Source organism: Novosphingobium sp. PY1 (assembly GCF_017312445.1).
Taxonomy (GTDB): Bacteria; Pseudomonadota; Alphaproteobacteria; order Sphingomonadales; family Sphingomonadaceae; genus Novosphingobium.
Genome location: NZ_BLTI01000010.1, coordinates 34,407 through 57,509, shown reverse-complemented (window position 1 = coordinate 57,509; position 23,103 = coordinate 34,407). Strand labels below are relative to the sequence as shown.

18 protein-coding genes are annotated in these 23,103 nt (G+C 63.5%); 8 read left to right on the top strand and 10 right to left on the bottom strand.

Annotated features, from left to right (window positions below; all coding sequences use genetic code 11):
- Positions 1 to 59: 59 nt before the first annotated feature.
- The 3 genes from J3474_RS17415 (at position 60) to pip (ending at position 3,917) form a co-directional block, all read left to right on the top strand.
- Positions 60 to 1,457: an aldehyde dehydrogenase gene (locus J3474_RS17415; RefSeq protein ID WP_207095015.1), complete on the top strand. Its 1,398-nt coding sequence runs from the start codon at positions 60 to 62 to the stop codon at positions 1,455 to 1,457.
- Between the two features lie 72 nt (positions 1,458 to 1,529).
- A complete protein-coding gene (locus J3474_RS17410) occupies positions 1,530 to 2,879 on the top strand; it encodes an MFS transporter (protein ID WP_207095014.1) in 1,350 nt (449 codons plus the stop codon).
- A gap of 81 nt (positions 2,880 to 2,960) precedes the next feature.
- On the top strand, positions 2,961 to 3,917 hold the full coding sequence (gene pip / locus J3474_RS17405; protein ID WP_207095013.1) for a prolyl aminopeptidase: 957 nt from the start codon (positions 2,961 to 2,963) through the stop codon (positions 3,915 to 3,917).
- Positions 3,918 to 3,944: 27 nt separating this feature from the next.
- Here the strand turns inward: pip and J3474_RS17400 are convergent, their stop codons facing one another.
- The 4 genes from J3474_RS17400 to J3474_RS17385 form a co-directional block, all read right to left on the bottom strand.
- Positions 3,945 to 5,378, bottom strand: coding sequence for a UdgX family uracil-DNA binding protein (locus J3474_RS17400; RefSeq protein ID WP_207095012.1), 1,434 nt, complete (start codon positions 5,376 to 5,378; stop codon positions 3,945 to 3,947).
- A complete protein-coding gene (locus J3474_RS17395) occupies positions 5,375 to 6,619 on the bottom strand; it encodes a putative DNA modification/repair radical SAM protein (protein WP_207095011.1) in 1,245 nt (414 codons plus the stop codon). The genes J3474_RS17400 and J3474_RS17395 overlap by 4 nt, the downstream gene beginning before the upstream one ends.
- A gap of 208 nt (positions 6,620 to 6,827) precedes the next feature.
- The gene (locus J3474_RS17390) at positions 6,828 to 7,796 is read right to left on the bottom strand and encodes a zinc-binding alcohol dehydrogenase family protein (RefSeq protein WP_207095010.1); all 969 of its coding nucleotides are present in this window, start codon (positions 7,794 to 7,796) and stop codon (positions 6,828 to 6,830) included.
- Positions 7,797 to 7,832: 36 nt separating this feature from the next.
- Complete coding sequence (locus J3474_RS17385) at positions 7,833 to 8,249, bottom strand: nuclear transport factor 2 family protein (protein ID WP_232512669.1); 417 nt, start codon at positions 8,247 to 8,249, stop codon at positions 7,833 to 7,835.
- Positions 8,250 to 8,474: 225 nt separating this feature from the next.
- Here J3474_RS17385 and J3474_RS17380 point away from each other — a divergent pair, with 225 nt between their 5' ends.
- The 3 genes from J3474_RS17380 (at position 8,475) to J3474_RS17370 (ending at position 10,335) form a co-directional block, all read left to right on the top strand.
- A complete protein-coding gene (locus J3474_RS17380) occupies positions 8,475 to 9,437 on the top strand; it encodes an NADP-dependent oxidoreductase (RefSeq protein ID WP_242528451.1) in 963 nt (320 codons plus the stop codon).
- A gap of 5 nt (positions 9,438 to 9,442) precedes the next feature.
- Positions 9,443 to 9,808 carry a Rieske 2Fe-2S domain-containing protein gene (locus J3474_RS17375; protein WP_013832612.1) on the top strand — a complete coding sequence of 122 codons (366 nt, stop codon included), beginning with the start codon at positions 9,443 to 9,445 and terminating at the stop codon, positions 9,806 to 9,808.
- Between the two features lie 98 nt (positions 9,809 to 9,906).
- Entirely contained in the window at positions 9,907 to 10,335 is a 429-nt protein-coding gene (locus J3474_RS17370; RefSeq protein WP_013832613.1) for a nuclear transport factor 2 family protein, read from the top strand.
- A gap of 90 nt (positions 10,336 to 10,425) precedes the next feature.
- On the opposite strand, the gene J3474_RS17365 is transcribed toward J3474_RS17370, so the two are convergent.
- Together J3474_RS17365 and J3474_RS17360 are read right to left on the bottom strand one after the other, a co-directional pair.
- Complete coding sequence (locus J3474_RS17365) at positions 10,426 to 12,150, bottom strand: thiamine pyrophosphate-dependent enzyme (protein ID WP_207095008.1); 1,725 nt, start codon at positions 12,148 to 12,150, stop codon at positions 10,426 to 10,428.
- A gap of 193 nt (positions 12,151 to 12,343) precedes the next feature.
- Entirely contained in the window at positions 12,344 to 14,788 is a 2,445-nt protein-coding gene (locus J3474_RS17360) for a TonB-dependent receptor (protein WP_207095007.1), read from the bottom strand.
- Between the two features lie 153 nt (positions 14,789 to 14,941).
- On the opposite strand from J3474_RS17360, the gene J3474_RS17355 reads away from it, so the two are divergent.
- Positions 14,942 to 15,949: an NADP-dependent oxidoreductase gene (locus tag J3474_RS17355; RefSeq protein ID WP_013832616.1), complete on the top strand. Its 1,008-nt coding sequence runs from the start codon at positions 14,942 to 14,944 to the stop codon at positions 15,947 to 15,949.
- Positions 15,950 to 16,004: 55 nt separating this feature from the next.
- Here J3474_RS17355 and J3474_RS17350 read toward each other — a convergent pair whose 3' ends face one another.
- The gene (locus J3474_RS17350) at positions 16,005 to 16,769 is read right to left on the bottom strand and encodes an SDR family NAD(P)-dependent oxidoreductase (RefSeq protein WP_207095006.1); all 765 of its coding nucleotides are present in this window, start codon (positions 16,767 to 16,769) and stop codon (positions 16,005 to 16,007) included.
- Positions 16,770 to 16,879: 110 nt separating this feature from the next.
- Positions 16,880 to 19,153, bottom strand: a complete 2,274-nt coding sequence (locus J3474_RS17345) for a TonB-dependent receptor (protein ID WP_207095005.1) — start codon at positions 19,151 to 19,153, stop codon at positions 16,880 to 16,882.
- A 151-nt stretch (positions 19,154 to 19,304) separates the two neighbouring features.
- Here J3474_RS17345 and J3474_RS17340 point away from each other — a divergent pair, with 151 nt between their 5' ends.
- The gene (locus tag J3474_RS17340) at positions 19,305 to 20,318 is read left to right on the top strand and encodes an NADP-dependent oxidoreductase (RefSeq protein ID WP_207095004.1); all 1,014 of its coding nucleotides are present in this window, start codon (positions 19,305 to 19,307) and stop codon (positions 20,316 to 20,318) included.
- Between the two features lie 45 nt (positions 20,319 to 20,363).
- Here J3474_RS17340 and J3474_RS17335 read toward each other — a convergent pair whose 3' ends face one another.
- A complete protein-coding gene (locus J3474_RS17335; protein WP_207095003.1) occupies positions 20,364 to 21,548 on the bottom strand; it encodes an SRPBCC family protein in 1,185 nt (394 codons plus the stop codon).
- A gap of 13 nt (positions 21,549 to 21,561) precedes the next feature.
- Complete coding sequence (locus J3474_RS17330) at positions 21,562 to 22,962, bottom strand: SRPBCC family protein (RefSeq protein WP_207095002.1); 1,401 nt, start codon at positions 22,960 to 22,962, stop codon at positions 21,562 to 21,564.
- Positions 22,963 to 23,103 lie beyond the last annotated feature (141 nt).

Below are 23,103 nucleotides of genomic sequence, written 5' to 3'. Positions count from 1 at the left end.
CGGTATCCTGTCGGCTAGGCAGGGCCGGGCCTTCCTTTTTTGCTTCGAGGATAAGTCCGATGGAATTTCAGCGCATCAATCCCATGACCGGTGAGGTCGCTTCCACAGCCAGGGCAATGCAGGCAGACGAGATGGCCGCAATCGCGGCCAGCGCGGCCAGTGCGCAGCCGCAGTGGGGGCAGATGGGTCCCGGCGCACGGCGTAAGGTTCTCAACTGCGCCGCGGACGCGCTCGAAGCCCGGGCGGACCGGTTCGTGGACGCCATGATGGGCGAAATCGGTGCGACCGAGGGCTGGGCCCGGTTCAACGTCATGCTGGCCGCGGGCATGGTGCGCGAAGCCGCTGCACTGACCACACAGATCTCTGGCGAGATCATCCCGTCGGACAAGCCGGGATGCCTCGCCATGGCCGTCAAGGAGCCGGTCGGCGTCATCCTCGGCATCGCCCCGTGGAATGCCCCGGTGATCCTCGGTGTGCGCGCAATTGCGGTCCCGCTCGCCTGCGGCAATGCCGTCATCCTGAAGGCGAGCGAGGTCTGCCCGGAAACGCACCGGTTGATCGTCGAAGCCTTTGCCGAAGCCGGATTTCCCGAAGGCCTCGTTCAGTGCGTGACCAATGCGCCGGCCGATGCCGGAGATGTCGTGGGTGCGCTCATCGATGCGCCCGAAGTGCGGCGCATCAATTTCACCGGATCGACTGCGGTTGGCCGGATCATCGCCAGGCGGGCGGCCGATCACCTCAAACCGTGTTTGCTGGAACTGGGCGGGAAGGCCCCTTTCATCGTGCTGGAGGATGCCGATCTTGACGAGGCGGTGAAGGCCGCGGCCTTCGGCGCATTCATGAACCAGGGCCAGATCTGCATGTCGACCGAACGTATCATCGTCGTCGATGCCGTGGCCGATGAATTCGCGCAGCGCTTCGCGGCCAAGGCCGCCTCGATGACCGTGGGCGACCCGCGCGAGGGAACGACCCCGCTCGGTGCCGTGGTCGATCGCAAGACGGTCGACCATTGCCTCGGACTGATCGAGGATGCCGTAGCCAAGGGGGCCCGGCAGGTCGTCGGCGGCGAAGCCCAAGGCGTGCTGATGCCGGCCCACGTGATCGACGGGGTCACGACTGACATGAAGCTGTTCCGCGACGAGAGCTTCGGGCCGGTCGTCGGGATTGCGCGGGCACGTGATGCCGAACATGCCGTCGCGCTTGCCAATGACAGCGAATATGGCCTGTCCTCTGCGATATTCACGCGCGATATCGCGCGTGGATTACAGTTGGCACGGCAGGTCCGGGCAGGGATCTGCCACGTCAACGGACCGACCGTGCATGACGAACCGCAAATGCCCTTCGGCGGCGTCGGTGCATCGGGCTACGGCCGGTTTGGCGGCAGGCAGGGAATTGACAGTTTCACCGAAACCCGCTGGATCACGCTGGATACCCAGGACGGCCACTACCCGATCTGAGCCTCTGCCCCTTACGGGGCGGCCGATCGAGACGAAGAACAAGACCAGCCCCCCGGCGGGAGAGAGACTTAGATGGCATCAGGCGTAATCGATCCGCGCGAGATCGTCGATTCCGGGCGGATGACATGGCGGCAGATCGTCGTTGTGGCCCTGTGCGTGCTGTTGAACGGACTGGACGGCTTCGACGTCCTTTCGATCAGTTTTGCCGCGCCCGGGATCGCTTCGGACTGGGGAGTGGACCGGGCGGCCCTTGGGATCATCCTCTCGATGGAACTGATCGGCATGTCGGTCGGCTCGATCCTGCTGGGCATGGTGGCCGACCGCGTGGGCCGCATTCCCGTCGTGGTCGTCAGCCTGCTGGTCATGGCTGCAGGGATGACGGCCGCGGCACTGTCCGGCGGCATCGTCGAACTGGCGGTGATCCGTCTGATCACCGGCCTGGGGATCGGGGGCATGTTGGCTTGCACCAATGCCATCGTGGCTGAAGCGTCGAATGCGCGCTATCGTTCGGCTGCCGTCGCGATCATGGCGGCGGGCTATCCCCTGGGTGCGATCGTGGGCGGTGCCATTGCCTCAAGCCTGCTCGTCGACGGAACCTGGCGCGACATCTTCTGGCTGGGCGCGGGCATGACCGTCGTCTTCCTGCCGATCGTCCTGCTGGTCCTGCCGGAATCGATCGATCTTTCCATGCGCCGGTTCGGCCCGGAAGGAGCGCTTGGCAAGGTGAACAAGTCGCTGCAGCGCCTTGGCCACCGCGTCGTCGAGATGGTGCCGCCGGTCGAAGTGGTGGCCAAGGCGGACCGGGCCGGGCTTTTCAAGGGAGACATGCGCCGCGTCACGATCCTGCTGACCGTGGCCTATTTCTTTCACATGACCGCGTTCTATTTCATCCTGAAATGGATTCCCAAGATCGTGGTGGACCTGGGCTTCGAGCCTTCCGCTGCTGGCGGCGTCCTCGTCTGGGCAAACGTTGGCGGCATGACCGGTTCGCTCCTGTTCAGCGTGCTGGCAACGCGCATGCCGCTGCGCAAGCTGATGATCGCGATCCTCGTGCTCAGCTTCCTGATGATTGCGGCATTCGGCTTTACCTCGGGCGGACTCGATCCCCTGAAGCGGGCGGCGGCGATTGCGGGGTTCTTCTCCAACGCCGCTGTCGTCGGTCTCTATGCACTGATCGCGGCGGCCTATCCTGCGCAGCTGCGGGCAGGGGGAACCGGCTTCGTTATCGGTATCGGCCGCGGCGGGGCGGCGATGGGGCCGGTCGTGGCCGGGTTCCTGTTCGCAAACGGTTTCGGCCTTGCGCTGGTGGCGGCTGCCATGGGCCTTGGTTCGGTCATCGCGGCGCTTGCGATCCTCGGCCTGCCGTTGGAGCGGCCGGTCGACCGCGGGTCCGCAGGCAAGACGGCACGCCGGGCCGGGTAGGCGCATTTACGTCGTGGACCGCGGGCGCAATGAAAGGTTCGCGATCTATCCTTTTGGGTTGCGATCGCGCAGGATCGGGCGATGCTACGAACTCTCTATGCCCCCATCGAACCTTACGAAACCGGCATGCTCGACACGGGCGAAGGCCATGGCATCTATTATGAAAGATGCGGCACACCGGGTGCCAAGCCCGCCGTGTTCGTGCACGGAGGTCCAGGTGGCGGTATCGCTCCGGCGCACCGCTGCCTGTTCGACCCCGAACTTTATGACGTGCTGCTCTTCGACCAGCGCGGCTGCGGCAGGTCGACTCCGCATGCCGGGCTTGAAGACAACACGACATGGCACCTGGTGGCCGACATCGAGAGGCTGCGCACGCTTGTCGGCGCAGAGAAGTGGCTGGTCTTCGGTGGGTCCTGGGGATCGACCCTCGGGTTGGCCTATGCGCAGACCCATCCGGAACGGGTAAGCGAACTGGTTTTGCGCGGCATTTACCTGTGTTCGAAGCCGGAACTCGACTGGTTCTACCAGTTCGGTGTCTCGCAGATGTTTCCCGACAAGTACGAGCGCCTGATCGCGCCCATCCCCGAAACCGAGCGCGGCGACATCCTGCGGGCCTATCATCGTCGCCTGACGACGGGGCCGATGGAGGATCGGATCGCCGCCGCCCGGACTTGGAGCATGTTCGAAGGCGAAACGATCACGCTGTTGCCCGACTCCGCGATGTCCGCGCAGCACGACGACGGCCATTTCGCCCTGGCATTCGCCCGGTTGGAGACGCATTACTTCGTCAATGCGTGCTGGCTCGAACCTGGCCAGTTGCTGCGCGATGCGCACAAGCTCCGGCACACACCGGGCACCATCGTCCACGGTCGCTACGACATGCCGTGTCCGGCCCACTATGCATGGGCGCTGCACAAGGCGTGGCCGGAGGCCGACTTTCACCTCATCGAAGGGGCGGGACACGCCTATTCCGAACCGGGGATACTCGACCAGCTCATCCGCGCGACGGATCGGTACGCCGGCAAACAGGCGAATTAGCCCGCAGATGCTGGCGGCTTGTCCGCGCTAGGCCGATTGGCTGTCGCGAACTGCCGGATCGCGAAGGTGTATGGCTAGCGCTGCGAGGTCCGATGCAAAGCGTGCTTCCTCGCGTTCGCGCGCTGGGCCGTCGAGCCGCAGCAGGTAGCTGGGGTGTACCGTCAGCAGGAGGGGGACGCCGTCGGGCATCTGCAGCATGCGCCCACGTTCGCGGCCGATCGACGGCGTGCGTCCGGTCAGGGCGCGGGCGGCACTGGCACCAAGCGCGAGGACGATGCGCGGCTGAACCAGTGCGCGCTCCGTATCCAGCCACCAGCGGCAGGTGTCGATTTCCCGCGCGGTCGGGTTCTGGTGCAGACGCTGTTTCCCCCGCGCGGCAAATTTGAAATGCTTGACTGCATTGGTGACGTAGGCCCCCTGCCTGTCAATTCCGGCGGCGGCGAGATGGGCGGTCAGTAGCTCTCCGGCAGGACCGACGAACGGGCGCCCGGCCAATTCCTCGTTGTCGCCGGGCTGTTCGCCCACGATCATCAGTCGGGCGCCGGTGAAGCCTTCGCCGGGAACTGCCGCAGTGCCGTTGCAGCCGATCTGGCAACGCCGACAGTGCGCGATCCCCTCGGCAAGCGAAGGGAGGTCGACGGGGCGCAATTCGGCAAAGAGTTCGCGACCTTGCGCAAGCATGGAAGTCTCGCGTCTTTGCGCACTGGAGATCAGTGCAGCAATTTCGCGGGCCTCGGGCAGGTTGTGCCAGTAACGGCGCGGCATCTCCTTGATCATGGCCTTGGTCTTGAGGCGCGCCGGGTTGAAGATCGACCGGTAGTAACCGCGCCATAGGTCCTCCGCGGCATCGTCGGCAGGAGCCTGCGCGCGCGAGGCTGCAGGGCCTCGTGCCAGTGTCGTACCGTCCCAATGCAAGCTCAGTCGCGGGGTGAGGATGGACCAGCGCTGATTGGCGAACCGCTCGACGAAGAAGCGCGCGTTGGCAAGTTCGATGCGATACTCCGGCTCGAACCACGCGATATAGCGCTCTGTGCCCGCATTGCCCTCGATTTGGCGAAAACGCAGGAAAGCGCGCATCTTGTGGATGTCACGGCGGACCTGCTGGGCAAGACGGCGCAGGTTCGCAACGTCGGCATCGGTGGTGTCCTCGATCAGCCGTGGGTGCTTCTGCAACCGCCATAGCGTGCGATAGAGCAGATCGAGCCGCGCCGGATCGCTGTGCATGAAGACACTGGTCGCCAGGCTGAGAAAGGCAGTCGATGCGCGCACCGGAGTTGGCGACGGTTCGGAAAGGCTGGAAGGACGCGGCGCGGTATCTTCGGTGAAGGAAAACAGGTCGGCGTTGTCCTCGCCTTCGCTCCAGGCGATCTTCTCTGGGGGGATACCGCGCGTAATGAAGGAGCGGGCCATGTCGCGCCAGGCGTCGAAATCGTCGGGATCGCCCAGCCTGGCGCCGATCATCCGAAGAGTTCCATCTGGCGCGGCCGGGGCGCGAGGCGGGCGCGCAGGTCCGCCAGGTCGAGCATGGCGACGGGGCGCCAGTCGCTTGTGACCACGAAGGGGCGCAGCTTGCGCAGGGAATTCGTGACGCGGGCCAGATCTTCGAGCCTGATCGAGCGATGGCGGCGCGCACGAAGCAGCGCATCCACCGCCTTTACGCCCAAGCCCGGCACCCGCAGCATCGCCTCGCGCGGCGCGCGGTTGAGATCGACGGGGAAACGGTCTCGGAACTTAAGCGCCCAGGCGAGCTTGGGATCGATGTCGAGAGGCAGCATTCCATTCGCATCGGCAGCCTGACCGACTTCGTGCGGTGCGAAACCGTAGAAGCGCGTCAGCCAGTCGGACTGGTAGAGGCGATGTTCGCGCATCAGGGGCGGCCGCTGCAGGGGCAGTACCGCGCTCGCATCGGGAATGGGGCTGAAGGCCGAGTAATAGACGCGGCGCAGGCCGAACCGGCCATAGAGCCTGCTCGCCTTGTCGATGATCTGCGTGTCCGAAGTGCCATCGGCGCCGACGATCATCTGCGTGGACTGCCCGGCCGGGGCGAACCGCGGGGCAGCGCGGTACTTGCGGCGGGCGTCCCGGGCATCGACGATGCGGCTGTGCAAATCGTCCATGGCACCTTCGATACGCGGCGCGTTCTTGTCGGGCGCCAGCCGGGCGAGGCTTGCCGCGGTGGGCAGTTCGACGTTGATCGAAACGCGGTCCGCCCACAGGCCGGCCTCGGCGACGATCTCGGGATCGGCCTCGGGGATCGTCTTGAGGTGGATGTAGCCCCGAAAATCGTGGACCTCGCGAAGCGTACGCGCCACGCGCACGATCTGCTCCATTGTGTGATCCGGGCTGCGCACGATACCCGAACTGAGGAACAGGCCTTCAATGTAGTTGCGGCGATAGAACGTGAGGGTGAGGTCGACCACTTCCTCGGGTGTGAAGCGTGCGCGTGCAACGTTCGAGCTCTTGCGGTTCACGCAGTAATGGCAATCGAAGATGCAGTGGTTGGTCAGCAGCAGCTTGAGCAGGGAAATGCAGCGACCGTCCGGGGCATAGGCGTGGCAGATGCCCATGCCCCCTGACGTCGAGCCCACGCCGCGTCCGTTCCTGCTACTCCGGTCGACTGTTCCCGACGAGGCACACGAGGCATCGTACTTGGCCGCATCGGCGAGGATTTCGAGACGCTCGAGAATCGCGGCATTTTGCATATGTTCTTAATATGTTCTCATCGCGAACTTGGCAATACCGCATGCTTGAGGCCGCCGTCGACGTGCGGCGAAACGAAGGTGGCTGCCGCTCAAGCGACCTCGCTTGATTCAAGGCAAGCAAGGAAGCCGCGTTCTGCCCGCGGCAGCCATTTCGTCTTTCGTGGCAGGCGCTTGTGCCGGGAAGCCCGGAAACAGCGATGGACCGGCGCTAGCGGCTGACTTTCATCAGAACGCGCCCGAAGGGATGGCCCTCGGCGACGTGACGATGCGCGGCGACGGCATCGGAAAGGTCGAACTCGGCGTCGATCGGCATCTGTAGATTGCCCGACGCCATGCGCCGGGCGATGTCGGCCAGAAGCGCATGCGCTCGCTCGGTATTCATCTCGCGGCCGAAGGAAATGCCATAGACGTGCATCGCCTTGCGGATCAGTTCGAAGAACCCGAAGCTGGGCAGGTTGCCCGTGGCAGCACCGATGACGGCGTAGCGGCCGTGCGGACGGATCGCGCTGATCAGGGCGTCCTTGCCCTGACCGCCGGCAAGGTCGAGAATGAGGTCGACGCCATTGCCTCCGGTGATCTCCTTGCACCGCGCAGCGATGTCCTCCGTGCGGTAGTCGATGCCATGGTGAAGGCCAAAAGGCACGATCCGCTCCAGCCTTTGGCGGCTGGATGCCGTGCCGATCACGACCGCGCCTGCCTGACTGGCAAGTTGCACGGCTGCAAGGCCGACGCCGCCCGCCGCGCCCTGGACAAGAACGAATTCGCCCGGCTGCACCTGGCCGAAATGGAACAGCGAGTCATGCGCGGTTCCAAAAGCAACAGGGATCGTCGCCGCCTGCTGCAAGTCGAGACCTTCGGGCACGGGATAGGCGTAGTGTTCGGGCACGGCGAATAGCTCGGCATGGCTGCCGTGCCAGTCAAAGCCGATGACCTTGTCGCCTTCCTTGAAGCGCGTAACCTCAGAGCCCACCGCGAGAACCTTTCCGGAGGCCTGGTATCCGGGCACGAACGGCGTCTTCGATGGCGGCGAAACCAACCTGTTGAGCAGGTCGCCGCCTTCGATCGAAATCCATTCGACCGCGACAAGCACAGTTTTCGGGCCGACTTCCGGGTCGGGCAGGTCGCCATATTGCATGACCTCCGGCCCGCCGTTCTCGAAGTAATAGACTGCCTTCATGATCTCGCTCGCCGATCGACTGCAGGGGCTTTCAGGTCAGGCCGCGCTTGCGGCAGCCTTGGCCCTGGTTGCGGCATGGAAGACCGACGGATCGAAGTAGTAGGGTTTGATCTCGCAGCATTTGCCGTCGCGAAACTTGAATACTTCGCACAGCTCCGCCGGTGCCAGGTCCGGGTCGGCAAAGCGAAAGGAAAGGAGGGTCACGGCGTGGTCTTTGCCTGCGGTCGTCTCGATCCGGTCGAGGCTGGCGACGTCGCACATCCCCATGACCTTGACGAAGAGTTCCTGCAGGGCGTTCTTGCCGCGATATGTCCCGGCCATGGGCAGGCTGTCGGCTTCATGTACCGCGAAGTCGTCGGTCAGCATCGAGGCGGCTTTATCCCAGTCGCCCGCGCCGGTTGCCGTGTAAAGGTCGTCGACGAACTGGATCATTTCCTGTGGGGTCATGCTCATGGCCTTGGTCTCCTCTTCCATGGGACAGACTGCGTAGAAACCTGGGGCTGCGAACCTAGCCTTAGGAATAGCCACGGGTCCCGGTCTGGCTGGCGGAAAATCTGCTGCAGATGGAAGACCGGGTCGACCTAGCGATTCCGCTAGCCTTCCGGCGGGGCTTCGGGCGGCTAAGCAGGGGCAATGGGAAAGGTTAGGCACATATTGCTCGCGCGGCGGCCGGAAGGCATGCCGGCGCCTGAAGATTTCGAAATGGCGGAAACCGACATGCCGGTTCCGGGGGAAGGTCAGTTCCTCGTCGCCATGCGGGTCGCCTCGCTCGACCCGGCGATCCGCGGTTTCCTCGACGATCGGCCGAGCTATCTGCCGCCGGTCGCGCTGGGCGCGCCGGTCAACGGCATGTCGCTGGGCGAGGTGGTGCAATCCAACAATCCGAAATATCCTGTCGGCACCATGGTGCGGGCGCTAGGCACGTGGTCGGAATACTTCGTGCTCGACGATAATGCGCTGGGCCTGGAAGTTGTGCACCAGAAGCCCGGGACCGAACTGCATCATTACATGGGGGCGCTGGGTCCCGTAGGCCTGACGGCCTGGATCGGTCTGTTCGCGGTGGGCGAGGCCAAGCCGGGAGAGACCGTCGTCATCAGTGCGGCCGCGGGGGCCACCGGGTCGACCGTGGGCCAGATCGCAAAGGCCAAGGGCTGCAAGGTCGTGGGTCTTGTCGGCTCCGACGAGAAGGCGCAGGTCATCCGCGACCTGGGCTTCGATTTCGCGATCAATTACCGCGCGAGGCCCGACATTGCCGGGGAAGTGCGCAAGGCGGTTCCCGAGGGCGTGGACGTCTATTTCGACAATGTTGGCGGCGAGACGCTGGAAGCCATGCTGCCGCTCATGCGCACCCACGGCCGCGTGCCGGTGTGCGGGATGATCGGTCAGTACAACGATGCCGACCATCCCTATGGCGTCAAAACCCTCTGGCAGCTTGTGGTGAACCGCATCAGGATGCAGGGCTTTCTGACTTACGACCACCTCGACGTAATCGAGCAGGCTCAGGCCGAACTCGATGAATGGGTGGCCCAGGGCAAGCTCAAGCCGCTGGCCAATGTACGCGATGGATTTGAAAAGCTGCCGGAAGCCTTTATCGACCTGATGTCTGGCCGCACGATCGGCAAGACCATGGTGAGGATTTGAATTGCATGAGTGATACCCGCGAACACGAACTGTGGCACGGCATCGTGGCCGAAGCTGAATTTCCCGAAGAAGGCAAGCTGTCGGCACAGGTCGATGGCTGGAGCGTCCTGGTCGTGAAGACAGACGACGGCTTCAATGCCGTCAACGACCGCTGCACCCATCAGGCGGCGATGCTCTCGCCCGGCCGCGTGCGGCGCGGGGCGATCATGTGTCCGCTGCACGGTGCGCGCTTTGAAGTGGCTACCGGCCGCTGCATCGGCGGTGCCTATGCGGACCTGCGCCGCTTTCCCCTGCGCGTCGAGAATGGCATGATCGAGGTCTCCCTGCCGGATCACGCGCCGGGACCGGACGAACGCCCGGTCGTGACCTGATCGGTCCTGTCCGCGCCCTCGCATTAGCCATAGTAGGAATGCGGGGCTGACCCGTTAGGCTCGCGTTTCGAACAGAGCATCAATCGGGAGAACAGGATATGCCCTATACAGGCCCCTTCGAGGACCGCCTCGCCATTCGCGAACTGCTGGAGACGTATGCCGATGCGGTGACGCGCTGCGACGCCGAAGCCTGGGGGGCGACCTGGGCCGAGGATGCGCAATGGTCCTTGCCGGACTATCCCGAACTCGGCACGACCAAAGGGCGCCCGGCCATCGTTGCAATGTGGGTGGAGGCGATGAAGTCCTACCCCGGCATCATGTTCGAGGCATGGCCCGGTTCGATCGAGATCGACGGGGATACGGCGGTCATGCGCAGCTATACTTCCGAGGTCTACGATCAGGACGGCACGACCATGCGCGATCGCGGCCTCTACGAAGACACCTGCGTGAAGATCGACGGCAAGTGGTTGTTCAAGAGCCGCTCGTTCCGCAACATTCATCGCCAGCACGCGCCCAAGGGCTGCTGAGGCGGACGATCCATCGCATTAAGCAGAAGGCCCGGGATGATCCCGGGCCTTTTTCGTTTCGGCACGCATGGGGAGCGTGCGTTGCGCAAGTCAGGATAGGGCGCCCTTGACCAGATCGACGACATCGCCGGTGCGCCCGGACAGGACCGCCTTGGCCGAATAGAGCGCCGTGCCGAAGACCTGATTTGCCTCGACCTTGGGCGGCATGACCAGTTCGTAGCGGTCGGTGACGACATCGAGCAGGGCAGGGCCCGGATGGGCGAGCCATTGCGCGACCGCGGTATCGAGGTCGCTGGCCCTCTCGACGCGGCGCCCCCAGAAGCCGATCACCTCGGCAAGGCGGGCGAAGTCCGGGTTCTTGAGGTTCGTATAGGCATCGAGCAGGCCTTCGACCTTCTGCTCCAGCTCTACGAACCCCAGCGAGGAATTGTCGAAGACGCAGACCTTGATCGGCAGGTCCTCCTGAATCGCCGTTAGCAGGTCTCCCAGCAGCATCGACAATCCGCCGTCTCCCGACAACGAGATGACCTGCCGGTCGGGAAACGCCGCCTTCGCGCCCAGCGCCTGCGGCATGGCATTGGCCATCGTGCCGTGGGTCAGCGAGACGACGGTGCGGTTGCGGCCTGTGGAGGGGACGTGACGCAGGCACCAGACCATTGGTGATCCGCCGTCGGCAGTCCAGATCGCATCGGCGTCGGCGTGGCGGGCAATCGTCTCGGTCAGGTACTGGGGATGAATGGCGTGATTGTCGTCGGCCTTCACATGCCGTTCCTGCTCCCTGACCGCGCGCGCCCGATGCTTGAGGCATTCGTCGAGAAACTCGCGGTCCGTGCATTCGTCGACCAGCGGGAGCAGTGCTTCCAGCGTATCGCGCACATCGCCTACGGCGGCATGGTCGACCGGGTGGCGCCTGCCGAGGTGGGTGCCGTCGATATCGATCTGCAGGATCGTAGCCTTGTCCGGGTAGTACTGGCGCCAGGCGAAATCGCAGCCGAGCAGCAGCAGCGTGTCGCAGTCCATAAGCGCGTGATAGCCGGCCTCGGACCCGAATATGCCGGTCATGCCCACGAGGTTGGGATTGTCGTGTTCCAGGAAGTCCTTGGCACGCGAAGTGTGGGCCACCGGGGCCTTGAGTTTCGCAGCAAGGGCCAGGACCTGTGCATGTGCCGCCTCGCAGCCGGAGCCTCCGTAGATCGCGATGCGTCCGCCGTCGTTGAGGGCATCGGCGAAGGTCTGCAACTCGGCCTGCGAGGGCAGGGTCCGCGGTTGGGATCGATGGACCAGAAAGGGAGGCTCGTCGGGAGCATCGGCCTGCGATACGTCGGCTGGTACGATAAGGACGGCGACGCCCTTCTTCGCGAGCGCGGCCTGAGCCGCCATGGCCGTCTTGCGGCGGGCCTGCGCGGGCGTGCGGATCTCATCGCAGAAGACGCTGCACGAGGCATAGATCTGCGTGAAGTCCACCTCCTGCGGGAACTCGAAGCCCAGTTCGTCGCGTACGATCTGGCTGGCGATGAGCACGACCGGCGCACGGTTGCGGTGACTTTCGAACAGGCCATTGATGAAGTGCAGGCTACCGGGCCCGCACGATCCCGCGCAGGCAGCCAGTTCGCCCGTCAGCAGGGCGTCGGCGCCTGCGGCAAAGCCACCGGCTTCCTCGTGGCGGACATGAATCCAGCGCATGTCGCTGCGCCGGATCGCGTCGGTCACGTGGTTCAGGCTGTCGCCGGGCACGCCATACCATCTTCTGACGCCGGCCTGTTCGAGAGTTTCGACGATGACGTCGGCGACCTTGGCGGACTTGATGCTGGGCATGCGGGAAATCTCCGTGTTTCCCTTCGACAACCAGCCAGACCCCGCCGGGTTTCGTGCATTGCGGACAATTCTTCTTGTTCCGCATGCAAGCGACCGTGACGAAACGAAAAAGGCGGGAGCCAATGGCCCCCGCCTTCCTTGACTGTTCCGGCCGGCAGGACCGGCCGCAACCGGTTTGCCCCAGGCGCTGCGATCAGAAGCGCGTGGTGACCTGGACGGTGACCGTGCGCGGTTCGGCACCGAAGCCGAGCTGGTCGGCATGCACGCCGCCGGGCGTGCCAGTGCCCGAACCGGTGTTCGGACCGTCGACGCCGCCGTTGATGTACTGCTTGTTGGTCAGGTTCTTGCCGATGACCGCCAGTTGCCAGCTGTCATCCTCTGCGCCCAAGCGAAGGCCGGCATCGAGCGTGGCATAGGAGCTGTTGCGCGAATGGGGGACGCCGAAGCCCTGGACCAGGTAGGAGGAGCTGTAGCGCATGTTGCCGCCAACGCCTGCCTTCAAGCCGCCGCCCACCGGGGTGTCGTAGTTGACGCCCAGCGAACCGGTCCAGTGCGGGGCCATGCCCAGCACCATGCCATTCAGGTTCTGGCGGACGCCGGGCGTGCCGCCCGTGATCTCGGCCGCCGTGAGGACGCGATAGCCGCCTGCACCGTCAGCGGTGAGGTTACAGCCTTCGTCCGGCGTCTGGCCCGCATAGCAGGGGGCGTCGGGGAAGCTGTCGTACTTGGCGTCGTTGTAGTTGAGGCTGCCGTGCACGTTCAGGCCCGGAACCGCGTAAGGCGCAAATTCGAAATCGAGCTCTACGCCCTTGGTTCGCGCGTCGGCGGTCAGGGTCTGGAACGCGATGATCGACGAGTTGAAGAAGTCGATCTGCAGGTTCTTGTACTTGTAGCTGTAGGCACCCAGGTTCAGGCGCAGCTGGTTGTCGAAGATGGTGGACTTCACACCTGCTTCGAAGCCCTTTGCCGTCTCCGGATCGAACAGCAGGTCGACCGCCGGATTGCCGAAGGCGGAGTCGATGCCGCCGTTCGAGAAGCCGCCCGACTTGTAGCCGGTCTTGTACGACGCATAGAACATGACGTCCTGAATCGGCTTGTAGGTCAGCGAGACTTCCGGGGACCAGTTGGTGAAGGTCTGGTCGCCCAGCGTCGTGCGGCCCTGTACCCAAGCGCCAGTGAAGGCGGGGCTGACGTAAGGCTGGGTGAAGGCGCTCTTCTTGGTCTCGTGGGTGTAGCGCACGCCGCCGTCGAGTTCGAGATTGTCGGTCAGCTTCCAGGTTACCTGGCCGAAGCCCGAGATCGTCTCACCCTTGGTGTAGCTGGTCTTGTAGGCGTCGATGTACTGGAACCTGCCCGCGGCCGGAATGTCCGAGAGGCTGAAGCTGACGAACTGTTCGAAGTCGCGCTTGGTCTTCTGGTAAAGCAGGCCGACCATCACGTTGAGCGGACCGTCGAAGTGCGTAAGTGCGCGCGCTTCGTTCGAGAAGGCCTTCCAGCTCGAGTTTTCGGTGGCCCACACGGAGAACGGATTGGCCTGGAATTCGCAGGCGCACAGCCAGCGGTTGTTGTTCCAGTTGTAATTGGTGACGTTTGTCAGCGTGACCGTGCCAAGCTCGTAGTTGAACGTGTTGGTGATCGCTGCGGAACGGTACTTGTTGTAGAGGCTGCCGTCGCCCGCATAGGGGAAGTTGGTCGCTTCCTCTGCCGGCATGTCGTTCTGATGGGTCTGGAAGTTCAGGCCGCAGGCATCGCCCGACAGCGCGGTGAAGCCGGTCGGGCAGTTATAGGCGACGTAGTTGTAGCTCGAGTTGTTCGCCTTGTTGTAGTTGTACGAGACCTTGAGCGTATTGGTGATTTCGCTGGTCGGTTCGTACTTCAGCGTAACGCGGCCCAGGAACTGGCGGTTGCCCGGCTGGTCCGAACTGGTCGGGGTCGAGGTGAACGGCAGCAGCGCAAGGTCATAGTCGCGCGAGACGTTCTTGTAATATCCGCCCCAGGCCTTGCTGCCGCGCACGGCGACGCGAATACCCAGATCGTCGGCCAGCGGGCCGGAAGCGACGCCTTCGAGCTCGGCTTCCTGAGCCTTGAATTCGTAGCTGGCGCGGGCCTTGAATTCCCATTCGGGGGTGGGATCGGCCGTCTTGATCGAGATAACGCCGGCAGTGGCGTTCTTGCCGAAGAACAGGACCTGCGGGCCCTTGAGCACTTCGACGCCGGCAAGGTCGAAGAAGCCTTCCTCCAGAATGCGGCCCTGGCCGTAATAAACGCCGTCGACGACCGTGGCGACCGATTGTTCGATGCCGATCGAGGTCGAAGACGAGCCAATTCCGCGCAGCGTGACTTGCGCGGCCGAGCCGTTCGAGGCGTGGCCGACGGTCAGGCTCGGCGTAGCGGCTGCGATCTTTTCGATGCTGGTGATGTCGCGCTGCTCGAGCGTCTGGGCCGAGATCGCAGTGACGACGACAGGAATGTCCTGCGCACTTTCAACGCGCTTACGGGCGGTCACGACGATTTCGCTCAGGCCGGTGTTCCTGGTCGCCTCTTCGCTGCCGGTCGTATCCTGGGCCAGGGCGGGCCCGGCAATGGACACGGCGGCAAATGCCGTTGACGCAAGCAGAATGGACTTGGGGAATTGCATATCAGGTACCTCCCATTATTCTTAAATCGTTTGAGGGGTATGTATCTCCTAGAAACGGATGGGCGGTCCTATGCAAACGGATAGGCCTATTAATTTGGTGAGGTTCCGTGCCTTTCTTGCAACGGTCACCGTGCGGGGCATGAGGAGACCTGAATGACAACTTTCCATTACTGGCGTCTTGATCGCCATCCCCAAGGGAATACTGATTTTTCCCAGTATCTTACACTTTGTGAAGAAGAGCTTTCTCCGATTGGTGATGGTGAAGTGCGGATCGCCGTCGATTACCTCTCGATGGACGCGGGCACCCGCATGTGGATGAGCCCGCGCACGGACGGCTATCAGCCGCCGCTGCCGCTGGGCTCGAAAATGGTCGGACTTTGCCTTGGCCGCGTAAGCGAAACGCGCGACCCCGCCTTTCCCGCAGGCTCTCTGGTGCGCGGCTTCGGACAATGGTCCGACTATGCCACGCTTACGCCTGCGCTGGCCGGGCTGGAGATCGTCGACGACACGATTGCCGATCCACGTCAGCATTTCGGCGCTCTGGGGATGAATGCCTGGACGGCCTATGTCGGCGTCAAGGAAGTGGCTGCAGTCAAATCTGGCGAGTGGCTGGCGGTTTCCGCTGCTGCCGGCGCGACCGGGAGCCTTGCCTGCCAGGTCGGCAAGAACCTGGGTGCCAAGGTCGTCGGCATAGCCGGCGGGCCGGACAAGTGCCGCTATCTGCTGGAAGAGCTGGGATGCGACATGGCGATCGACTATCGAGGCGAGGATGTCGAGGCGCGGCTGGCGACGGTCGATGGCGGGATCAATGCCTTCTTCGACAATGTCGGCGGGCCGATCCTCGATGCGGTCCTGCCGAACATGGCCCATTACGGGCGCGTGGCGATTTGCGGTCTGGTGGCCGGCTACGACAATGACGCGCCGATGCCGGGGCCTGCGCGCTTCGACCAGATCCTCATGCGGCGCCTGCGCATCGAGGGTTTCTTCATCCCCGATTTCTTGGAGCGAGGAGCCGAGTTTCTGCCGCAACTGCGCCAGTGGATGGACGAGGGCAAGCTGTCGACCCGCTTCGACGAGACGCAAGGTCTGGAAAACGTCCTTGTCGCCTATGAGCGGATGTTGACTGGAAAGAACATCGGCAAGGCCATCGTCAGGCTCTGACGGAGACTGGATGCCTGGGGCAGGGCCGAATGGCCGGCCCCGGGCACCCGTGCGGTCACATTGCGGTAACGCCGCCGTCGACCACGAATTCGCAACCGGTGATATAGCGGCTCTCGTCCGAAGCGAGGAACAGGTTCATGTTGGCAATGTCGAGCGGCTCGCCCATGCGCTGCATCGGAATGCCCGCGACGATCTGCTTGAAGCCTTCCGGATTGTCCTTGCGCGCAACGTCCTGCATGGCGGTTTCGATCATGCCCGGGTGCACCGAATTGCAGCGGATGTTCTGGGCCGCGCATTCCTGCGCGATGACCTTAGAGAACAAGCGCACGCCGCCCTTGGCCGCAGCATAGGCGCCGCACATCTGCACGCCGACCAGGCCGGCAATCGACGACAGGTTGATGATCGAGCCGCCGTGGCCGATCTTGCGCATCAGCGCCACGGCGCGCTGGGTGCCGTAAAAGACGCTGTCGAGATTGACCCGGTTCTGTTTTTCCCAGTCCGCGGCCGTCAGTTCGGCGATCGGCTTGAGCACGGCGATGCCGGCGTTGTTTACGAGTACGTCGAGGCGGCCGTGGCCGTTCTCGATCGTCGTGAAAACGCGGTCCCAGTCCGCTTCGCTGGTGACATCCTGCGCGAGCGCCTCGGCCTGACCACCGCTTTCGCGGATGGCTGCGGCGACGGCTTCGGCTCCTGCGATGTCAAGGTCGGTAAGATAGACGAAGGCCCCTTCCTCGGCGAAGCGTTTGGCGGTTGCCCCGCCGAGCCCGCGGTCGGAGCCCGCTCCGGTTACCAGCGTGATCTTTCCTTCAAGGCGGCCCATCGTACTACTCTCCTCTATCGTGGTAGGACGCGGAGAAACCCCATGGCTTCCCCGCGTCCCCCCTATGTACTTACCCTAGGAGCTTGCGCCTGTAAGGGCGAGTCGCGGACTCAATATCTGATGCCGATCGTCGCGCCGTAGGTACGCGGTTCGAGAGCCATGCCGAACGAGAACAGGCCGGCGACGGTAAAGGCGTGCGTCGTGGTCTTCTCATTGGTCAGGTTGCGGCCGAAGACGCGGAAATAGGCTTCCGTATCGCCGAGATCGAAGTTGAAGGTCAGGCTGCTGTCGACGAGATCCTGCGTCGTGGTGCGCACGCGTGGATCGTTGCCGTTGACGATGACCTGGGTGACGTTGCCCGAACCGTCGGTGACCGGGGTCAGCGAGGCAGCCGAGATCTGTTCGTCGTAGGGGCTGATGTGGCGCCAGCCGGCCGTGGCGACGATCTTGCCGAAGCTGGTCGGCACTTCGTAGTCGGCGTTGAGCGACATCGTGAACTTCGGCGCGTAGATCAGGCGGTTGGCCGAGTAGTCGAAGGGTACGATGTCGGTGCCAAGGACGCCGTCGGTGATGAAGTTGCGGAAGTGCGACTTCATGTAGGCGCCCGAGGCGGTGATCCGGAATTCCGGAGTGACGCGCAATGAACCGTCAAGCTCGATGCCCTTGATGATCGCGCCGCCAGGAACGTTGCCGGTAATCGTCTGGTTGCCCGTCGGGCCGCCGGGGACGGTCAGGTTCTGCTGCATGTTCTTGTAGTCGGACACGTAGCCGGCGAGGTTAATGTCCAGCATGCGGTCGAACAGCGAGAGCTTGGCGCCAACCTCATATGCATCGACGGTTTCCGGCTGGAACGGCGTGCTGGCCGTTTCCGCAGTGGCGGCGCGGGGGCTGAAGCCGCCTGAACGGTAGCCGCGCGACCAGCTTGCGTAGAGCATGGTGTCCGAGTTGGGGCGATAGTCGATGCCGATCTTGGGCGTGAACTTGGTGAAGTTGGCATCGCCCGATCCGATCAGGCCCGACTGTTCGAAGGCGTTGGTCAGCTTCTTGTTATCGTGCGACCAGCGACCACCGAAGGACAGGCGCCACTTGTCGGCGAAGGCCCAGTTGAAGTCGCCGAAGAACGCGTAGCTAGTCGTCTTGCCGTTGACGAACTGCGGGTTGCTGTCGAACTCGTCCGCCGGCACCGAGGAATCGAAGCCGAAGAAGCGGGTGTACTGGGTCAGGTCGTATTTCGAGTGGAAGTAGTATCCGCCCACGACGTAGTCGAAGCCGTCGAACAGGTTGCCTGCAGCGCGCAGTTCCTGGCTCCACTGGGTGTAGTGCTGGCGGCGGTCTGCATAATAGAGGTCAACCGAGGAACCGTCGAAGTCCTGGGTCTGCGCCTCGCGGCTGTGGCGCCAGCCGGTGATCGAGGTCAGCTTCACGGCACCGGCGTCGTAGTTCATCTGCAGCGTCGCGTCGGGAGCGTGATAGGTGCTCACCGCGGCTTCGCCGAAGGTGGTGTACAGGTCGGTCGTGTTGTTGCGGTTGCATTCCTCGGCGGGAATGAGGCCGCAGAACAGTTCCGAGCTGTTGGTCAGGTTGCTGACGACCGGGTTGAATTTCTGGACGACGTTTTCGATGGTGAACTGCCCATCGAAGCCCGAGCCGGTGGGCTGGAACAGCACGCTGGCGCCGTAGCTGTCGCCCTTGCTCCAGCCGTCGCTCGTGTCGCGGGTGGCGTTATGGTAAAAGCCGTCGGTCTCGTTGTGGAAGTACCACGCCTTGACGCCCCAGGTCTCGCCGTCGCCGTAGTTGGCGATCGCCTTGGCTGCCCAGGTATTCCAGCGACCATAGGTGAATTCGGCCTTCACGCCGGGTTCCATGGTCGGCTTGGTGCGGGTGATGTTGATGACACCGCCGATGGTGTTCGCGCCGAACAGGGTGCCCTGCGGGCCGCGCAGGACTTCGATCTGGGCGATGTCGAAGGCATCCTGCAACTGGCCGGTGTTGGTGCCGATCGTCACGCCGTCTACGACGACGCCGACGGTCGGGGTCTGCGACTTCTCGATGTCGGCGTAAGTCAGGCCGCGGATCGAGATGTTGGCTGCCTGCGCGCCCGAATTCTGCTGGGTTATGAGCAGGCCCGGGGCCGCGCCCTGCAGATCGCCGATATTTACAGCCGCCTTGTTTTCGAGCATCGCCGTGTTGACCGCGGTAATCGCGATCGGGGTATCCTGCAGCGTTTCGGAGCGGCGACGGGCAGAAACGATGATTTCATTGGGGTTCGTCGTCTCCACGCCCTGGTCGATGCTCTCCTGCGCAAAAGCGGGGGTCGCAATACAGGTAAGGGCAGTTGTCGAAAGCGCAGCAAACCACGCTCCGCGAATTGTTGCGGATGCCATCAGTACTTCCTCCCTTGGACCAATCTCTTCTTGGCCGTAAATTCCCCTTTACTATGTCGGATAATCAAGCGCTTGCCGACCTGCCAATTTGCACAGGTGCGCGCAGGGGTGCGAAGGCCGACCCATTGGCCAATTGAAGGAGATCGATGCCATGGCAGTCAATCGGCGCTTCCTGCTTGTACGCAGGCCGCAAGGAACACCCATTCCCGAGGATTTCGAGCTGGTCAGCGCGGAAATTCCATCGCCGCCGCCGGGGGGGATCGTGGTACGCAACCACTATATTTCGCTCGATCCGGCCCAGCGCGGCTGGATGGACGATGCGCCCAGCTACATGCCCCCGATCCCGCTTGGCGATCCGGTTCGGGCGACGACCGTGGGCGTCGTTCATGCGTCCGACAATCCCGACTTCACGCCGGGGCAATGGGTCATGGGTCTCAATGCGATCGAGGACTACTCTGTCGCGATGCCCGGGGGCTTTACCATGCCCGTTGACGTCGATGCCGTGGCATCGCCTTCGAACTTTCTCTCGGCGCTGGGCGCTGTGGGGCTGACCGCCTACTTCGGTCTGCTCGAAGCGGGCAAGCCGCAGCCGGGCGAGACGATCCTCGTTTCGGGTGCGGCCGGTGCGGTCGGTTCGGCAGTCGGCCAGATCGGCAAGATCGTGGGCTGCAGGGTCGTCGGCATTGCCGGTGGTCCGGACAAGTGCCGCCGCCTGATCGAGGACTACGGGTTCGATGCCGCGATCGACTACAAGGGCAAGGACGTCGAGACGCTTGCGGCGGAAATCGCCAAGGCGGCGCCGGATGGCGCGAACGTCGTGTTCGAGAATGTCGGCGGCACGGTCATGGAGGCCGAACTGTTCAACCTCGCGCTTCATGCGCGCATCGTCCTGTGCGGCCTGATCAGCGAATACAATTCTGAGGAGAGGATCGGGATGCGCAACCTGTGGCAGGTGCTTGCCCGCCGGGCGGTAGTGCACGGTTTCCTGATCGCCGACTATGCGGATCGCTTTGCCGAAGGCGGGGCGATGATGGCGCGGTGGTTGGCCGAGGGCAGAATGCGCATCGACGAGGACGTCCAGGAAGGCCTGGAGAATGCCTTCGATGCCTTCATGCGGCTGTTCAGCGGTGCGAACACCGGCAAGCTGGTCCTCAAGATCGCGTGATCGAAGGAAGGGCGGCTCTCCTCCGGGCCGCCCCTCCAGCCTACCTCACGCTTTCATGACCGGCGCGGGGGTCTGACCGGTCTCGTCGAGGTAGTAGTCCACCCACTTGTGGAAGAACTGGTTGCCCGGTTCGTTGCGACCGAAGACCTGATGTGTCATCGCGCCGCTCTCCAGCCCGTTCTGGACCTTCAGGCCGAGGAAGTAGTCCTCCTCTTCCACCACGTCGAAGAAGAAGTCGCACATCTCGTCCAGCGCCTTGATGCCTTCTTCGGTTTCGGGCCGGATCGGGAAGACGTAGTTCATCACCGTGACGTTTTCGTTCGCCTTTGCGCCGGGGAAGAGCTGGGCGAACTGGCACATCTCGGGCGCGAGGAAGAGTGCGAAATTGGGGAAGAGCATGCGAATGAAGTCGTAGCCCCTGTTCTCCTGGGCGCCCCATTGGTCGCGAGGCAGGTCATGCAGGCCGGTGATCGTGTTTTGCGGGAAGCCGATAAGGATGTGCGGCCCGTGCCCCGCGTATATTGCGCGGTTCGAGGGTGAACGGGTGGCGACGGTATTCGTATGCGCGGCCTGGAAGTGGTATCCCTCGAGATAGCCGTCGTAGGCGACTTTCCAGTTTGCGCCGCGCATGACCTTGGACTTGTGATAGTACCAGGTCTCCAGCTTGAGGGCGGCGAAGTGTTCGTACATGTCGCCCAGCCATGCGCGCGCATCGATCTCCAGATCCGGCGTCAGGATCACGAAGATCATGCCGGCCACCTCGTCGCAGGGCAGTTGCGTCATGTTGAGGGTGGAGCGGTCGACCTCGCCGAAGGTCGAGGCTTCGGCAATTCCGATGAGCTTGCCGTCGTTGGCATAAGTCCAGCCGTGATAGGGGCAGGAAAAGGCCCGGCAGTTGCCCTTGCCTTCCGGCGCGAGGTTGGCCGCGCGGTGCTTGCATACGTTGAGGAAAGCGCGGGCCTTGCCGTCCCGGGCGCGGGTGATCACGACCGGCAGGCCCATGACGTCCATGGCCTTGTAGTCGTTAACTTGCGGCAGCTCGATAGAAAGCGCCAGCATCAGCGGCAGGCGCTTGAAGATCCGCTCCTTCTCGCGCTCCCAGCGATCCTCGTCGAGGTAGTTGGCTACGGGCACGTGGAAGACATCGCTTGCCTGGTCGGTCGTGCGGGTTTCGACGAAGTGCAGCATGCGCTCTGCGGCATCGCCGTACTTGGCCATGAGGTCGGTCATCGTGGGGGCTCCCTCAGTCGTTGAGATAGGAGTCGAGCGTCTGGTGGAAGTGGCGGATGCGCACTTCCTGGTAGTCGCCCAGTTCGACGCGCTGGTTCTTCGAGGCTTTGAGGCCCTCGTGAGTCAGCTCCATGTTGGTCATGTCCTGATCGACGACCGCGCCCAGAACGCCCAGTTCAGGCGCATCCGACCAGTCTTCGTCCTCACCCAGCATGTGCATCGGCACCCCGGCCGGGCGCGGCTGGCCCTGGGGCACGCGGGCGATCACGCGCACTTCCATCAGGCAGCGGTCCTGATCGGGCCAGGGCCGCCAGCGGTAGACGATGTTCGGCATGAACCCGCCCCAGGGCGCGAAGTTGGGGAAGACGTTGTAGACCAGGGCGTCGAGCAGCTCGCTTTCGGAAACCTGCGAGTAGTCGCCGCCGAACATCTTCTCGGAAGTCTGGCGCATCGCGTCGCCCAGCGCCTGACGGGCGGTCCTGCCTTCGGGCAGGTCGATCGCGTGGCCGTCCTTGTTCTCCTCGTAGTTGTCGGCCGAGCGTCCGTTGAACTTGCGAAACTCGTCGACGATCCACTGTTCGGAAAGCTTCATGTCGGACACATGCGGGCTCACCACGCCGAAGGGCGTGTAGTTCACGTTCACGTGAGGCGAGAGCACATGGTAGGCGGCGTTGGCGTCGCCTGTGAAAGGCATGAGCTGGGGGTGCGTGACGTAGGCGTGATAGCTTTCCATGAAGGCTTCCATGGTGATCTTCCAGTTCGCCTTCACGACCTTGCCCACCCAGGCGACCGTCACGCATTCCTCGTGGCGCCAGCGCTTGAAGAACTCGGGCAGCGGCTCGAGGAACTCCTCGAGGCTGGGCCCTTCATCGCTTTCGCGCACGAAGATGTAGCCGCCCCACTGGCCAATGTGGGCCTCGGGCAGTTGCATCTTCTCGTCGGTCAGATGGCCGAAGTCCCAGCGGCAGGGAATGTTGCGCAGACTGCCGTCGGTGTTCCATGAAAAGCCGTGGAACGGGCAGACGAACTGTTCGACGCTGCCGCTGTCGGTCTTGAGCTTGCGGCCCCGGTGGAGGCAGACGTTGTGGAACGCTTTGACGCTGCCGTCTTCCTGACGCACGATCAGGTAGGAACGACCGGCGTTCTCGTAGGTCACATAGTCGCCCGGCTCGGGCAGGTCTTCCTCGCGCGCGGCGAATTGCCACACGCGCGGCCACATCCTTTCCGTCTCCGCACGGAAGAATTCCGGGTCGTAGTAGCGCGATGCGTCGATGGCTTCGGAGCCGAGGTATCGGTATTGGTCCTGCGCGACGAAGGCGGGCGGGGCCACATCGTCTGCGGCCAGGATGTCCTCCCAGCCGGGGCCTGGGCAACGCGCCTTGTTGAAGCCTTCGCGAGAATCGAAATCTGCCATTGGTGCCTCTCCGCATGTCTTGGAGAGACAGATCCCATAATCGGGCACCGCCGCGCTTGATTCAGGTCAAGAACGGGCGCTGGACAGGCCTGTTCTTTTTGCTAGGGAGTCGCTCAAAACGGGCGATTTCATCGATTTACC